A 14,550-nucleotide genomic window follows, 5' to 3' on the forward strand; every position below is an offset into this window, starting at 1 on the left:
GACCACACACGTCGATGAGGAGAGCCGTGGCCGAGACAGCGCCTGCAGCGGGAGCGACATCCGCCCGCGCCTGGCGCGTCGTCCTCGAGAAGATCGAGACCGATCTGCTGGACGGCGCGCTGCAGCCCGGCGACCGGCTACCGCCTGAGCGGGAGCTGGCCGCCACACTCGGCGTCGGCCGTTCCAGCGTGCGCGAGGCGCTGCGCGTGCTCGAGGTGATGGGACTGATCCGCACCGGCACCGGTTCGGGGCCGACATCCGGCGCGATCATCATCGCCACCCCGCGGGGCGGTATGTCGGCGCTGTTGCGGCTGCAGGTCGCGGCACAGGGCTTTCCCCTTGACGATGTCGTGGCGACCCGTCTCGTGCTCGAGTCGGCGGTCGTCGAGACGCTTGCCGCCGACCCCGATCGCGCCACTGCCGGAGCCCGGGCTGTTGTCGAGGCGATGGAGTCGGTCGATCTCACGCCCGCCGAGTTCCTATCGCTCGACGCTCAGCTGCACCTGGCATTGGCCGAGGCGTCCGGCAACGTCGTGGTCGCCGCCATGATGGCGGGGCTTCGCACCGCGATCGAGTCGTACGTGCAAGCGGGTGCCGAGCGGATCATGGATTGGGATGCCACGGCTGTTCGCCTGCGCCGCGAGCACCGCGCGATCCTCGACGCCGTCGACGCCGGTGACGTCGACCGGTCCCGCGCCCTCGTGCGCGACCACATCACCGGCTACTACGCACAGGCGGGCCTTGCCCGCACCCAGGTCTGAAACCGAAAGGCAACCCATGGTCACGCGTCAGCTGCCCAAGCCCGCGGAGCTCCTCGAGCTCATGCAGTTCAAGAAGCCCGAGCTCAACGCCAGGAAGCGTCGCCTCGAGTCGGCGCTCACGATCTACGACCTGCGGGCGATCGCGAAGCGCCGCACGCCCAAGGCGGCGTTCGGACTACACGGACGGCGCCGCCGAGGGCGAGCTGTCGCTCGCGCGCGCCCGGCAGGCGTTCGAGGACGTCGAGTTCCACCCGAGCATCCTGCGGCCGGCGGAGCGCGTCGACATGTCGACCGAGATCCTCGGCGGCCCCTCGGCGCTGCCGTTCGGCATCGCGCCGACCGGGTTCACGCGGCTGATGCAGACCGAGGGCGAGAGCGCGGGCGCATCGGCGGCCGGTGCCGCCGGCATCCCGTTCACTCTCTCGACCCTGGGGACCACCTCGATCGAAGACGTGAAGAAGGCCAACCCGAACGGACGCAACTGGTTCCAGTTGTATGTCATGCGCGACCGCGAGATCTCGTACGGACTGGCTCGTCGGGCTGCCGAGGCCGGCTTCGACACGCTGCAGTTCACGGTCGACACGCCCGTTGCCGGGGCGCGACTGCGCGACAAGCGCAACGGGTTCTCGATTCCGCCGCAGCTCACGCTCGGCACGATCATCAACGCCATCCCGCGGCCGTGGTGGTGGTACGACTTCCTCACCACGCCCAAGCTCGAGTTCGCGTCGCTGTCGACGACCGGGGGTACGGTCGGCGAGCTGCTCAACGCGGCGATGGACCCCACCATCAGCTATGACGACCTCGACATCATCCGTGAGATCTGGCCGGGCAAGATCGTCGTCAAGGGCGTGCAGAACGTCGAGGATTCGAAGCGGCTGATCGATGCCGGGGTTGACGGAATCATTCTGTCGAACCACGGGGGACGCCAGCTCGACCGTGCGCCGATCCCGTTCCGGCTGCTGCCCGAGGTGGTGCGTGAGGTCGGCAAGGACGCGACTGTCATGGTCGACACGGGCATCATGAACGGCGCCGACATCGTCGCCTCGGTTGCGCTCGGCGCGAAGTTCACACTCATCGGACGTGCCTACCTCTACGGCCTCATGGCCGGCGGCCGCGAGGGCGTCGACCGTACGATCGCGATCCTGCGCTCCGAGATCGAGCGCACGATGCAGCTCCTCGGGGTTGCCGCGCTCGCCGAGCTCGAGCCGAAGCATGTCACGCAGCTCACCCGGCTCATGCCGCTGGCCGGTGCCCCGGCCGAGGCTGTGGGCGGGGGAGCGCCGCGCGTGCGCGCCGTGTCCGGTTCGTCGGCACGGGCGCCCAAGGCCTCCGCCACGACGAAGAAGGAGTCCGAGGCGAGGCCCAAGGCCTCCGCCAAGAGCTGACGCGTTTCGTCTTGCGAAGACCCGCGCTGAGCGAGCGCTAGCGAGTCGAAGCGTCGCTCAACGACCGCCATTCTTCCGTTCGTTGAGCGAGGAGCGCAGCGACGAGACGAAACGCTTCGGAGCGCTAGACGCGGACGGGGAGCGTGGGGATGAGCCGCTCGAGGTAATCGGCGGTGTCTTCCCAGCCGTCGACGGCGTGGCAGGACACACCCATTGCGAGCACGGGGTAGTCGTTGCCGTCGGGGTCGAGGCGGTCGCCGACGAACAGCATGTCGTCGAGCGGGATGCCGGTCTGCTCCGACAGCTGACGCATGCCGTACGCCTTGTCGATGCCGCGTTCGGTGATGTCGACCGAGGTCGAGCCTCCGGAACGGACCTCGAGGTCGGGAAGGAGCGCGGCCACGGCGGCGCGGAGCGTGTTCTTCTTCTCGCCGGTGGGATCCCACGTGCTCTTGACCGACACGGGAGCCTTCTGGCCGAGGGCGGAGAAGGTGATCTGGGAGCCGCGGTCTTCGAGGATGTCGCCCCAGGTCTCGGACTCCCACAGGCCGAGGCGTCGCGCTTCGCCCTCGACGGCGGCCAGTGCGCGTGACTTCTCGTCGTCGGTCAGCGAGCGCTTGTAGACCGTGACGATGCCGTCTTTGGACAGCCGGTAGTACTGGGTGCCGCAGGTGGGCAACAGGTGCATGCGCTCGAGGACGGCGGGCGAGGCATCGGGAAGTCGGTCGACGACCTGCGCGATGAACTGGGCGAGCTGCCCGCCCGAGATGATCGCGACCTCGACACGCTCCGCCAGCGCGATCAGCAGGTCGCCGATGCGCGGATCGATGGGGCTCTTCGACGGCGCGAGCGTGTCGTCGAGATCGAACGCCACGAGGCGGGGCGGGATGCTGCCTGTCATCGTCTGGATCCTTCGGTCATTCGATGCGAAAGGCTCCGCCGATGTGGCGGAGCCTCTCTGTGGTCGGGGTGACAGGATTTGAACCTGCGGCCTCTTCGTCCCGAACGAAGCGCGCTACCAAGCTGCGCCACACCCCGATGACAACCCCACGAGTCTACCTGATCTTCGGGCGCGCGCCGAACCGGGAGCGTGCGGTTGCGGCGAGGGATGCCCCGGCGGTGAGCAGCCCGATCGCGAGCCCGGCGGGGCCGCGGAGCGCGTCGATGCCGGTTCCGGTCGCCGCCAGAGCGGGTGGCGAGTCGGTCGGGGCCGGAGCGGCCGCGTCGACCCGCGAGGTCTCGTTCTCGATGCCGCAGACGCCGGTGTGGACCGTGGCGCCGGCGTCATCGACGGCGTGCTCCTGCCAGTAGTAGGTGCCCCCAAGCTCGATCGGGGGCGACGTGACGGCGTAGCTGCCAACCGCCGTGATCTCGAGTTGTTCGCTCTGCCACACCAGGTTCGCCGGCACGCACGTGTCCGACGCCGCGACGCCGTCCACCGCGCGATAGACCGCCGCGCTGATCCGAAGCCCGTCCGCGGGCACGCCGCCGGTGACGTGGATGGTGTCGGTGATGGTGCCGCCGACGGTCCCCGTGGGCTGTGCGGTCGTCGTGATCGCCGGCACGACCGCGACCTGGCTGCGTTCCCCGAACGCCTCCGCCCAGGAGTAGCCGGCGCCGGTGTGCGCTGACACCTCGGGCGATTGGTCCGCGGCGCGGATGGTCCACACCGCCGTGTAGAAGCCCGCGGCAGCCATGTCCCACGGCGAGGTCACCGCATAGGGTGCGTTCGGTCCTGTCGCGGCATCCGTGACGAGGGAGAGAGTCCCGACCGGTTCCGCTTCTGCCGGGACGGGCTCGCCTGGCGTCGGCTCGGTATCGGTGCGGTACACCGTCGCGCTCGCGGTGACCGGGAGGAACGACCCGTCCCCGCCGCGCGGCCACTCACCGGCGGCGAGCTCGAAGGTGATCTCGTCGATGTAGGGACCTCCTGCCGAGTAGCGGTCGGCAACCTGCGTCGAGATCGTCGGAGCGAAGGGTGGCATGCGGGGCGTGGCATCCTGCCCGGTCACCTCGAACTCCACCGTTCCCGCCGGTCCCGCAGTGTCCTGCCCGCCCGGGGTCGTGTAATGGCGGACCGCGGCGGCGTAGCCGGCCGAGAACCGCCCGGTCGCGCTCACACTGTACGGGCGACCTTCGGCCGGCTGCTGCGCGGTGATCGCGTAGGGAGTGCCGGGCGTCACACCCTCGCGAGTCGCCGCGCCGGTATCCGTGAAGACGGCGTTGGTGAGCGTCAGTGATCCCGATGCCGTTGTCGTGGTCGCGTCGACCCGGACCGTGCCGGCGCGGTGGTCGGCGGCATCCGTCGTGAACGTCACCGATCCGCTCGCTGACGTCATGCCGGCGGCGGCGTGCGTCGCTTCGTCGTAGTACGCGACGGCGCGGTCCTGTACGGCCTGACTGTGCTCGGGGGCGAGTGCCGAGAAGGTCCAATGGATGGCGCCTGCGAGGGTGTCCCCGGCGTAGCCGAACGCGTGCAGCGTCTCATCCCAGTTCGCGATCGCCTTCACCGCCCAGCCGACCGCCGCCGCCTGAACCGGGTCGGTCGTCTGCCCGTACTTCGTCACGAGCAGATTGATGCGGGTGAGCTTCTCGGGGCTCAGGCCAGCGGCCGAACCGCTGATGCCGTGGTCGATGCTCGTGCCGGTCGGCGCCGGCGCCCCCGGGGTGATGCAGTAGGTGTGCACGCCGTCGACGACCATCGAACCGTGCCAGCCGTACCGTGAGATCGGCGCCCAGGCGCCGAAGCCGGCGCCCTGTGTCGCGGCGTGGGCCGGGGCGGCCACCACCACGCCGCCGATGAGGACGGTGAGCAGAGTGGCCATCGTCGCGAACATCGCGAGGATTCGGCGGCGGAGAGGATGCGGGGCAGGGGCTTGTCGGATCGGCACAGCTCGATCCTGGTTGCAGCCGCGTAACCGTCCCGAGCGTGAGCCGCGATCTGTGGATGAGGTTGAAAGAACCGCTCCTGGGGAGGAACGGACGGCGGACGCTACGCGCGGGCGGTGAAAGTGAGGAGGGATACTTCGGGCCGGCACGCGAAGCGCACGGGAGCGTAGATGGAGTGCCCGAGACCGGCGCTGACATTCAGCGGCACGGTGCGGCCGCCACGTGTCCACGTGCTGAGGCCGCGCGCCTGCCGTAGCGGGATGTCGCAGTTGGCCACGAGGGCTCCGAAGCCGGGCACGCGCACCTGGCCGCCGTGCGTGTGGCCGCCGAAGATCGCCTCCGCGCCCAGGTCGGTGAACTCGTCGAGCACACGCCGGTAGGGCGCGTGGGTGACGCCGATCGTGAGGTCCGCCTCGCGATCGTGGCGTAGACCTTCGACCAGGTCCGGGAGCACCTCGAGCCGGTCCCAGTCGCGGTGCGCGTCGCTGACGCCGAACGCGTCGATGCGCCGGCCGCCGGCATCCAGCGATCCCACCGCGTTGTTGAGGTCGAGCCAGCCGAGCTCATCGCTCAAGTAGCCGTCGAGGGCGTCGGCGTCGAGGGGCTCGGCGGTGTGCTTCACGCTCGATGGCCCCATGAAGTACTTCAGGGGATTGCGCGGCGACGGAGCGGTGTGGTCGTTCGACCCGTGAACGAAGACCCCGGGGATGCCGCGGAGCGGGTCGAACGCCGCGCGCAGGCCGCGCAACCCTTCGGCGTGGCCGAGGTTGTCGCCCGTGTTCACCACGAGATCGGGCTGGAGTTCGGCCAGCGCCGCGATCCACCGCTGCTTGCGGCGCTGCCACGGTGCCATGTGCGCGTCCGACAGGTGCAGCACACGGAGCGGCGCGGAACCTGCCGGCAGCACCGGCACCTCGTGGAAGCGCACGGTGAACAGGTACCGCTCGATGCCGATGCCCCAGATCGCCGCCGCGGCGCCGACCGCCCCCACCGCGCCGAGCGCGGTGAGGGCGGTGCGGGAAACTCCGGATGCGCTGGGTGGCACTAGTCGTCGTTGTCGTCGTTGCCGCGACCGCCGCCGCAGTTCGCCGCGGCGTAGTCGACCGTGATCGCGGAGTTGCGGTTCACGACGCTGCCGGCGCCGGGACTCGTGCCCGTGGCCCGGGGCTGAGCGGCCGCCTCATCCGGAGTGCACGTGCCCTCGGTGACGTTGCCGAAACCGGCGCTGCGCAGCGCGCCGATGGCGCCGTTCAATGGCTGCCCGCTGACCTCGGGAACGGTGATCGCCTGCCCGTTGCTGGGGTTGATCGTGACGGTGGCGCCGCCCGCGACCTTGCCTGCGCCGGGGTTCTGCGCTGCCACCAGACCTTCGGCCTGGTCCGAATCGACGGGGCCGCCCACGATGACATCGAAACCGGCGTTCCTCAACTGGGCTTCGGCATCTTGCACGGTCATACCGACGACGTTCGGCAGATCCGTGAGCACAGTCCGCGACAGGTTGCTGTCCGGCGCAGGGAAGCGTTCACCGGGATAGAACTGGTTCGCCGCCGCCTGCACTTCACGTGCGAGGGCGTACCGCTTGTCGTTCTGCCTGTAGTCGAAAACACTGATGAAGCCGTCGTAGTTGCCGACCCACGCCGCGGTCGCCACCTTCGTGCTGGATTCGATCATCCAGGTCTGAATCTCCTCATGCGTTCCGGTCTTGCCGAGCAACGGCGTTCCATCGAAGGGGTTGCCCCCGCGCCCGGTTCCGCCGGTCATGACGCCCTGAAGCGCAAACGCCGCAGTGGCCGCCACCTCAGGAGAAATCACCTGCGAGCACGTGCGTTCCGGGCGGGGCAGTTCGTTGCCATCGGAATCCGTCACGCGATCGATGGCCTGGGGCTGGCAGTAGATGCCCTTGTTGGCCACGGTGGCGTACGCCCCAGCCATCGCCATGGGGGAGACGGCGTTCGGACCGATGACGGAGAACGCGCCGTCCATCTTGACGGGCTCTCCGCCCTTTGCGAGCGTCACTCCCATCTTCGTGGCGACGTTTCGGATGTCGCACAGGTCGAGCTTCTCCGCCATTGCCAGGTAGCCCGAGTTCAAGGACGACGCCGTGAATGAGAGCGGGTTGCCGACCGTGCCGTTGCCTCCGCCGAAGTTCTGAATCGGCTTTGCCCCTTGATCGATCCACCAGCCGCTGCCGTCCGCTGCGCAGCTGTTCTTCATCTTCGTGATCTTGCGGACCCTGCCGTTCAGCGTCTCGCGGACCGAATGGCCCTTCTCGAGCCAGTCGATCAGCGTGAAGAGCTTGAACGTCGAACCCGCATTGAACCCGTCGGAATGCCCGAACTGCGAATTCCCGGCGAACACCAGGGAAGAATAGCCCGGCACCCCAGCCAAGGAGGCGTCCTCAGTGAAGGTGGTGTTCTGAGCGATGGCGAGAACACGGCCACTCGTTGCCTCCAAGCTGACCACGGTCGAGCCGAGCTTGATGCCTTCCAAAGAGGTGGGCACATTCTCGGCCATGCTGGCCTCAGCGGCTCCCTGCACCCGAGGATCCAAGGTGGTGTACACGTTCAGACCACCACGTCGCAGGGTGTCGGCCCGGTCCTCTGCGGTCTCACCAAAGGCCGGGTCGTTGAGGATGACGTCCTTGACGTACTGGCAAAAGTACGCCGCGCCACCCGCGTTGACGCAGCCCGTCTTCGGTTCCGTGAGGACGGGCGTGATCGGCCACGCCGCGGCTTCGACATACTGTTCCCGCGTGATCTTGCCGTCTTCGAGCATGCGGCTGATCACATACAGCTGCCGCACCTTGGTCGAGGTGTAGCCGTCCGCCGCGGCGAGGTGCTGCTCGGGCGTGATTTCGCCCGACTCCAGCAGCTCGTCGAGAACCGTGATGTTCGCACCCTCGTCGATGATGCCGTCCGGTGCCTTGTTGAAGGTGGCACCGTCGGCGTCCACGATCGAGCCCGCAGGCTGGTCGATGCGGTACCTGTTCGGGTTCTGCACCATTCCGGCGAGCGTGGCGGCCTGCGCGACCGTGAGGTTGGCGGCATTGGTGCTGAAGTACCGACGGGCTGCGGCTTCGACGCCGTAGGTGATGCCACCGAAGTTTCCGATGTTGAGGTAGCCGAGCAGGATGTCGTTCTTCGAGTACTTCTGCTCGAGCGAGATGGCGTAGCGCATCTCCTGGAGCTTGCGCATGTAGCCGTCTGCTCCCTCCGCGGTGGTGGCGTCGACCCAGCAGTTGCGTAGAGCCTCATCGCGCGTCACCTTGACCACGGGCAGGCCAGTCGCCTCGTCCAAGACCACTTCGCCGGCGTCGTTGGTTTCGTACTCGGTCTCGGCGTTCTGCTCGCACTTCTGAATCAGGACGTTCTTCACGTACTGCTGGCTGATCGTCGACCCGCCCTGCGTGTTCGCGTTGCTCTGGGCGTTCGACAGCAGAGCGCGCGTGGTTCCGATGAGGTCGACCCCGCCGTGCTGGTAGTAGCGCGGGTCCTCGCTGGAGAGGAGTGCGTCGTACATGACGGGCGAGATCTGATCGAATTCGACCGGCGTACGGTCCTGCTCGAGGAACTGCGTCAGCAGCACGGGCTGGCCGGTGCCGGGATCCGTGGCGTAGAAGTTGCTCGGCAGCATCAGCTTGTCGATCTCGAGCACACTGGGCAGATTGTCGAACATCGTGATCGCCCGCTCAGCCGCCGTGCCGGTGATGGCGACAGCGGGGGTGACCGTGGCGGCCACAAGCACACCCGCGACTGCGCTGAGGCCCACGAGGCCGGCGAGACCGCCGAGCACACCGCTAGCCGTCCGATTCTTATCAGGCATAGGCTTGATCGTAAGGGAGATACCTGGGCGATTCCCTGACGGACGTGCGCCCGCCAAGGTGTTTCCCAGCATTCCCCTGCCCTATCCGCGCGAGGATCCTTGCCGATCCGCGCCCACCTCGAGGAGTCTCGATGACGACGTGGGAGTACCTCACCACGCCCTTGCTGATCCACAACACCGCCGCGATCCTCAACAACTGGGGCAAGCAGGGCTGGGAGCTGGTGCAGGTCGTGCCCGGTCCCGAGGGCGGGTTGGTGGCGTACTTCAAGCGTCCTTCCGGTGGTGGCCAGGCGAACGCGGGACTGGATGCCGCGGCCCAGGCCGCGCAGCAGTTCGAGGAGAGCTGAAACCGTGAGTGTGACTGAGCGACTGGCCGAGCTCGGCATCCGTCTTCCCGACGTCGTGCCGCCCGTGGCCGCCTACGTGCCGGCGAAGGCGCACGGCGATCTCGTCTACACGGCCGGACAGCTTCCGATGGTCTCGGGCTCGCTTCCCGCGACCGGAAAGGTCGGCGACGGCGAGGGCCTCGTGCCGGCGAGCGACGCCAAGGACTATGCGCGACTGTGCGCGCTCAACGCCATCGCGGCGGCGGCGGCCGCCGCCGGCGGGGTGGATCGGCTCACGGGCGTGCTGAAGGTGACCGGGTTCGTGGCATCCGTTTCCGACTTCACCGGACAGCCCGGCGTCATCAACGGCGCGAGCGACGTTCTCGGCGAGATCTTCGGAGACGCCGGCCGGCACGCACGCTCCGCGGTCGGCGTGCCGGTGCTGCCGCTGGACGCCCCCGTCGAAGTCGAGGTCGTCTTCACCACCGCCTGACGTGACCGCTCGCTCAACGAGCGAGGGGTGTCACCTGACTTGCGCTGAGATCACACTCATCACGGCGGTGTCGGCGAGCGTGGTCGTGTCGCCGACCTCGCGACCCTCGGCGACATCGCGCAGCAGGCGCCGCATGATCTTGCCGGAGCGGGTCTTGGGCAGCTCGCCCACGATGTAGACGTCGCGGGGACGCGCGATCGGTCCGATCTGCTCGCCGACCCACATCCGCAGCGTGTTCGCGAGACCCTCGGCGGAGTGCTCGTCGAGGTAGGACTGCTTGATGATCACGAACGCCACGACAGCTTGCCCGGTCGTCTCGTCGGATGCCCCGACCACGGCAGCCTCTGCCACCGCCTCGTTTCCGACAAGCGCGGACTCGATCTCGGTCGTCGACAGGCGGTGCCCCGACACGTTCATGACGTCATCGACCCGGCCGAGGAACCACACGTCGCCGTCGTCGTCGAGGCGTGCCCCGTCGCCGGCGAAGTAGTAGCCCTGCTTCTGGAACTTCGCCCAGTACGTCTCGACGAACCGATCGGGGTCGCCCCAGATGCCGCGCAGCATCGAGGGCCACGGCTCGGTGACGACGAGCAGACCGCCGTTTCCGTTGCCGACATGTGTGCCGTCCTCGTCCACCACGTCGATCGAGATGCCCGGCAACGGCACCTGGGCAGACCCGGGCTTGGTCTCGGTGACGCCGGGGAGCGCCGACACCATGATCGCGCCCGTCTCGGTCTGCCACCACGTGTCGACGATCGGTGCGGTCTTGCCGCCGATGATCTTGCGGTACCACATCCACGCCTCGGGGTTGATGGGCTCGCCCACCGAGCCGAGCAGCCGCAGCGACGACAGGTCGAACTGCTTCGGGATCGCGCGCCCCAGCTTCATGAACGAGCGGATGGCGGTGGGCGCCGTATAGAGGATCGTAACCCCGTACTTCTGCACGATCTCCCACCAGCGACCGGGGTGGGGGGTGTCAGGGGTGCCCTCGTACAGCACCTGGGTGGCGCCATTGGCGAGCGGCCCATACGCGACATAGGAGTGCCCGGTGATCCACCCGATGTCGGCGGTGCACCAGTACACGTCGGTCTCGGGATGGATGTCGTGCACGACCTTGTTCGTGAAGGCCGCCTGGGTCAGGTAGCCGCCGGAGGTGTGCAGGATTCCCTTGGGCTTTCCGGTCGTGCCCGACGTGTAGAGGATGAACAGCGGGTTCTCGGCCGGGAATGCCTTCGCCTCGTGTTCGGGCGAGGCCTGCGGCACCACGTCATGCCACCAGATGTCGCGGCCTTCGTCCCAGTCGACGTCGTTCCCGCCGCGCTTGACGACGAGCACGTGCTCCACCGTCTCCTGCGCGCCGGACCCGTTGCGGTCGGCGAGAGCCATGTCGACGGCGGGCTTGAGCGGTGAGACCTTGCCCTTGCGGTAGCCGCCGTCGGCGGTGATGACGAGCTTCGCGCCCGCGTCGTCGATGCGCGCACGCAGGCTGTCGGCAGAGAAGCCGCCGAACACGACCGAGTGGATCGCCCCGATGCGCACGACGGCGAGCATCGCCGCCACGGCCTCCGGGATCATCGGCATGTAGATGGCCACACGGTCGCCTGATTCGATGCCCAGGCCCTCGAGCACGTTCGCAAGGCGCTTCACCTCGTCGGTCAGCTCCGCGTAGGTGATGCGGCGCTCGTCGCCGGGCTCTCCTTCCCACAGCAGGGCGACGCGGTCGCCGTTGCCGGCCTCGACATGGCGGTCGAGGCAGTTGTAGGCGACGTTCAGCTCGCCGTCGGCGAACCACTTCGCGAAGGGCGGGTTCGACCAATCGAGCACCTCGGTGAAGGGTCGGTGCCAGTGCAGCGCGCGAGCCTGCTCCGCCCAGAACGATTCGCGATCGTCGGATGCCTCCGCATAGAGTCCCTCGGTCGCCACAGCCTCGGCGGCGAACTCGGGCGGCGGCGCGAAGCGGCGGTCCTCGGTCAGCAGGTGGTCGATCTGGCTGCTCGGTGTCTGGTCGCTCATCAGAGCGCGCTCCTTTGCGGGCTGGCGGAAGGCCGGAGGGTGCCGGCGAGTCTGTCACGAAACGTACCCAGGGTGCCGGTGGGCCCACTACCCCCGATAGTAGGGGGCGGGTGTGTTGTTCGACTCGAGCGATATATCAGTGAGAATCCTCTCCTTTTCGCTCGTTTCTGTTTTCTCGGGGTGCTCCCTCGCATATGCTGTCCCCCGGCCGAACATTCGATTCTGGCATTGCGGCACCCGACATCACCCCCCGACATCGGGTTCCGCGCACGGCGGCATCCCATTCCCCCCATGGGATGCCGCCTCTCTATCGTGGGAGCGGTCCCGGGGCATCGCTCCGGTCGTGCATCCGGCCAACGGTTCCTCCACAGGTGCCCGGTGCCGAGCTTTCCTCCACCGATCACGGTGGAGGTGCCCCTCGCTCGGCGCCGGACTCTTAGCGTCGGAGCATGTCCGCACCCTTCGTCGTCCAGCCTCGGTCCGAGTCGTTCAAGCGGTTCGCGGATGACCGTCTTGGATCCCATCGCGGCGCGCAAATGCCGGTGCCGCCCACGGATGTGCCGCTTCCGGCCCGTCTGCCGACAGCGTGGCTCCCCGCTCAGCGGGACGCCGATCCTCGGCCATCGCAGGGCCAAGATCTCCGACCGCAGCGGCTGCCGGGCGGTCACCACGGCACGCACCTCAACGCTGCTGTCGCTCCTGCCTCGCTCCTCGCCGGAGACACGCGGGATGATGCCGGAACGCCGGCGCCGCGGCATCCGGTGCTCCACCCTCTCTCGCCCTATCTCGACGATCCCGCCGTCACAGACCTGTTCGTGAACGGGTCCGCCGGCCTTTTCGTCGATCGCGGCGCAGGCGCGGAGGTGGCCCGTGAATGGCGGGCGACCGAAGACGACGTGCGCGACCTCGCGGTCGCGCTCATCGGTGCTGGCGGGCGCCACATCGACGATGCCTCGCCGTGCGTCGACGTCCGCCTGGACGGGGGAATCAGGGTGCACGCGATGCTTCCTCCCATCGCGGCGGGCGGAACCGCCATCTCGATCCGGGTCGCCCGGCTGACTGACGCGCGACTGGACGACCTGCAGGCGACCGGCATGTTCGATGCGGCGGTCCGCGCCGTGCTCGACGACGCGATCGCTCGACGATCGAACCTGCTCGTATCGGGTGCGGCGGGGGCGGGAAAGACGACCCTGCTCGCCGCGATGCTCGGCCAGGCCCCCCGGCACGAGCGCCTCGTCACGATCGAAGACGTGGCCGAGCTGCGCATCGACCACCCGCATCACGTGCGACTCGAAGCGCGCCAGCCCAATCTCGAGGGTGCGGGGGGTATCGGCCTCGCGCGGCTGGTGCGCGAAGCACTGCGCATGCGACCTGACCGACTCGTGGTGGGTGAGTGCCGCGGCGAAGAGGTGCGCGAGCTGCTGTCGGCGCTGAACACCGGACACGACGGCGGGGCGGGCACCGTTCATGCCAACGGGCTCGGCGACGTGGCGGCGCGTTTGGAGGCTCTCGGCTCGCTCGCGGGCCTCGACGACTTCGCGCTCGCACGGCAGGTCGCCAGTGCCATCGATCTGGTGCTGCACGTCGAACGACGCCCCGACGGCTCCCGCCGGATCGCAGGCATCGGCACACCCGTCGTCGACCCACGCGGACGCCTTGCGATCGAGGAGCGGCGATGCGAGCCGCAGTGACGCGCACGGGCACGCGCCCTACGGACGCGGCGACGGGCTCGGCCGCCGAGACCGTGCTGAAGCTCGCCGTGCTGCTGCAGGCCGGCGTCGCGCCGGCACGGGCATGGTCGCATCTCGCCGAGGCCGGCGACCCGAGCGCCCGGCGCGTGGTCGCGGCGATGGCCGACGGGATGCCGCTCGCCGCGGCCATCGCGGCAGCCGGGGATCCCCGACCCGAAGCTGCCGCCGAGACGAGGGCCGCAAGCGAGCCGGGTGGCGGCCACGGGCCCGCCGCTTTCCCGCCGCCGGGTCGCGCCGGCAGGCGCCGCCGGGGTGGCCGCGATTCGGACGCCCCGCCCAGGCGCGAGAAGGCAGGACGCCGCGACCGCGCAGACCACGGCGCGCAGCGGACCGCATCCGGTCTCCGCCAGTTCCTTCGGCTGCTCGGACGCCGAGCCCACGGCGAGAGAAACGCAGATGTCGACGCCTGGCGCGACATTGCGGCCGCGTGGCGAGTGGCGACGACCGTGGGAGCACCGCTCGCCGAGAGCCTGCGTGGCTTGGCGGCCGCGTTGCGGGACGCGCAGGAGGCGGCCGACGATGTCCGGGTCGCGCTGGCCGAGCCCGCGGCGACCGCGCGGCTCATGGGCTGGCTGCCTCTTGTGGCGGTCGGTCTGGGCGCTGTGCTCGGCTTCGACACGTTCGGGGTGCTGCTCGGTCAGCCGATCGGGATCGTGTGCCTGCTCGCGGGTGCGGCGTTGATCGTCGCGGCGCAGCGGTGGAGCTCTCGCATGGTCCGGCGCGCACAGGCCGATGGCGCGGTTCCCGGGCTCGAGACCGAGCTGCTCGCCATCGCCCTCAGCGGCGGAGTCTCGATCGACCGGGCGACCAGTATCGTGCGGCAGGCGGGCGTGATCGGCGACGGCGGCGCGGATGTGCTCGCGCTCTCGCGCTCGGCGGGCATCCCCGCGGTCGAGCTGCTCCGAGCGTCCGCAGCGCACGCCCGGCACCGGGCCCGGGTCGAGGGCAGGCTCCGCGCCGCGCGGCTGTCGTCGCGACTGCTGATCCCGCTCGGCGTGTGCACGCTGCCGGCGTTCCTCCTGCTCGGCGTTGCACCGATGCTGCTGAGTGTCATGTCGGCCGTACCTCTTTCTTTATGAGGCCGCGATGAGTTTCTTCATGAGGCCGCGA

The 14,550-nt window shown here is 69.0% G+C and carries 10 protein-coding genes, 1 tRNA gene and 1 pseudogene; 6 read left to right on the forward strand and 6 right to left on the reverse strand.

All coding sequences use genetic code 11. From position 1 onward, the window contains the following. The first annotated feature begins 14 nt into the window (after window positions 1–14). Entirely contained in the window at window positions 15–761 is a 747-nt protein-coding gene (locus K0817_RS13280) for an FCD domain-containing protein (protein ID WP_219982344.1), read from the forward strand. Window positions 762–777: 16 nt separating this feature from the next. After that, window positions 778–2,146 (forward strand): annotated as a pseudogene (locus tag K0817_RS13285) (alpha-hydroxy-acid oxidizing protein). Window positions 2,147–2,270: 124 nt separating this feature from the next. Here the strand turns inward: K0817_RS13285 and K0817_RS13290 are convergent. The 5 genes from K0817_RS13290 to K0817_RS13310 all read right to left on the reverse strand — a co-directional run bounded on the left by K0817_RS13290 (window position 2,271) and on the right by K0817_RS13310 (window position 8,857). Then, the gene (locus K0817_RS13290; protein ID WP_219982021.1) at window positions 2,271–3,047 is read right to left on the reverse strand and encodes an HAD-IIB family hydrolase; all 777 of its coding nucleotides are present in this window, start codon (window positions 3,045–3,047) and stop codon (window positions 2,271–2,273) included. Window positions 3,048–3,107: 60 nt separating this feature from the next. Further along, a tRNA-Pro gene (locus tag K0817_RS13295) sits at window positions 3,108–3,184 on the reverse strand. A gap of 17 nt (window positions 3,185–3,201) precedes the next feature. Beyond that, window positions 3,202–4,971, reverse strand: a complete 1,770-nt coding sequence (locus K0817_RS13300) for a hypothetical protein (protein ID WP_219982022.1) — start codon at window positions 4,969–4,971, stop codon at window positions 3,202–3,204. Between the two features lie 167 nt (window positions 4,972–5,138). Continuing rightward, window positions 5,139–6,080: a metallophosphoesterase gene (locus K0817_RS13305; protein WP_219982023.1), complete on the reverse strand. Its 942-nt coding sequence runs from the start codon at window positions 6,078–6,080 to the stop codon at window positions 5,139–5,141. Continuing rightward, on the reverse strand, window positions 6,080–8,857 hold the full coding sequence (locus tag K0817_RS13310; RefSeq protein WP_219982345.1) for a transglycosylase domain-containing protein: 2,778 nt from the start codon (window positions 8,855–8,857) through the stop codon (window positions 6,080–6,082). The genes K0817_RS13305 and K0817_RS13310 overlap by 1 nt, the downstream gene beginning before the upstream one ends. 131 nt (window positions 8,858–8,988) lie before the next feature. Between K0817_RS13310 and K0817_RS13315 the strand changes: the two genes are divergently transcribed. Then, window positions 8,989–9,204, forward strand: a complete 216-nt coding sequence (locus K0817_RS13315) for a DUF4177 domain-containing protein (RefSeq protein ID WP_219982024.1) — start codon at window positions 8,989–8,991, stop codon at window positions 9,202–9,204. 4 nt (window positions 9,205–9,208) lie between these two features. Then, window positions 9,209–9,676 carry a RidA family protein gene (locus tag K0817_RS13320; RefSeq protein ID WP_219982025.1) on the forward strand — a complete coding sequence of 156 codons (468 nt, stop codon included), beginning with the start codon at window positions 9,209–9,211 and terminating at the stop codon, window positions 9,674–9,676. Window positions 9,677–9,706: 30 nt separating this feature from the next. Here the strand turns inward: K0817_RS13320 and acs are convergent, their stop codons facing one another. After that, window positions 9,707–11,689: an acetate--CoA ligase gene (gene acs, locus K0817_RS13325; protein ID WP_219982026.1), complete on the reverse strand. Its 1,983-nt coding sequence runs from the start codon at window positions 11,687–11,689 to the stop codon at window positions 9,707–9,709. 536 nt (window positions 11,690–12,225) lie between these two features. Here acs and K0817_RS13330 point away from each other — a divergent pair. Both K0817_RS13330 and K0817_RS13335 read left to right on the forward strand, forming a co-directional pair. After that, window positions 12,226–13,380, forward strand: coding sequence for a TadA family conjugal transfer-associated ATPase (locus K0817_RS13330; protein WP_374209555.1), 1,155 nt, complete (start codon window positions 12,226–12,228; stop codon window positions 13,378–13,380). After that, window positions 13,365–14,519 (forward strand): type II secretion system F family protein, encoded by a 1,155-nt coding sequence (locus tag K0817_RS13335; RefSeq protein WP_253735388.1) that lies wholly within the window; start codon window positions 13,365–13,367, stop codon window positions 14,517–14,519. Before K0817_RS13330 ends, K0817_RS13335 begins: the two co-directional genes overlap by 16 nt. The last annotated feature ends 31 nt before the right edge of the window (window positions 14,520–14,550 follow it).

The sequence above is a fragment of the Microbacterium sp. HD4P20 genome (assembly GCF_019449275.2).
Classification (GTDB): Bacteria; Actinomycetota; Actinomycetes; order Actinomycetales; family Microbacteriaceae; genus Microbacterium.

What these genes read in the sequence shown, in the direction of transcription:
- K0817_RS13280 (WP_219982344.1), top strand. Translation starts at nt 15, where the DNA reads ATGAGGAGAGCCGTGGCCGAGACAGCGCCTGCAGCGGGAGCGACATCC.
- K0817_RS13290 (WP_219982021.1), bottom strand. Translation starts at nt 3,047, where the DNA reads ATGACAGGCAGCATCCCGCCCCGCCTCGTGGCGTTCGATCTCGACGAC.
- K0817_RS13300 (WP_219982022.1), bottom strand. Translation starts at nt 4,971, where the DNA reads ATGGCCACTCTGCTCACCGTCCTCATCGGCGGCGTGGTGGTGGCCGCC.
- K0817_RS13310 (WP_219982345.1), bottom strand. Translation starts at nt 8,857, where the DNA reads ATGCCTGATAAGAATCGGACGGCTAGCGGTGTGCTCGGCGGTCTCGCC.
- K0817_RS13315 (WP_219982024.1), top strand. Translation starts at nt 8,989, where the DNA reads ATGACGACGTGGGAGTACCTCACCACGCCCTTGCTGATCCACAACACC.
- acs (WP_219982026.1), bottom strand. Translation starts at nt 11,689, where the DNA reads ATGAGCGACCAGACACCGAGCAGCCAGATCGACCACCTGCTGACCGAG.
- K0817_RS13330 (WP_374209555.1), top strand. Translation starts at nt 12,226, where the DNA reads ATGCCGGTGCCGCCCACGGATGTGCCGCTTCCGGCCCGTCTGCCGACA.
- K0817_RS13335 (WP_253735388.1), top strand. Translation starts at nt 13,365, where the DNA reads ATGCGAGCCGCAGTGACGCGCACGGGCACGCGCCCTACGGACGCGGCG.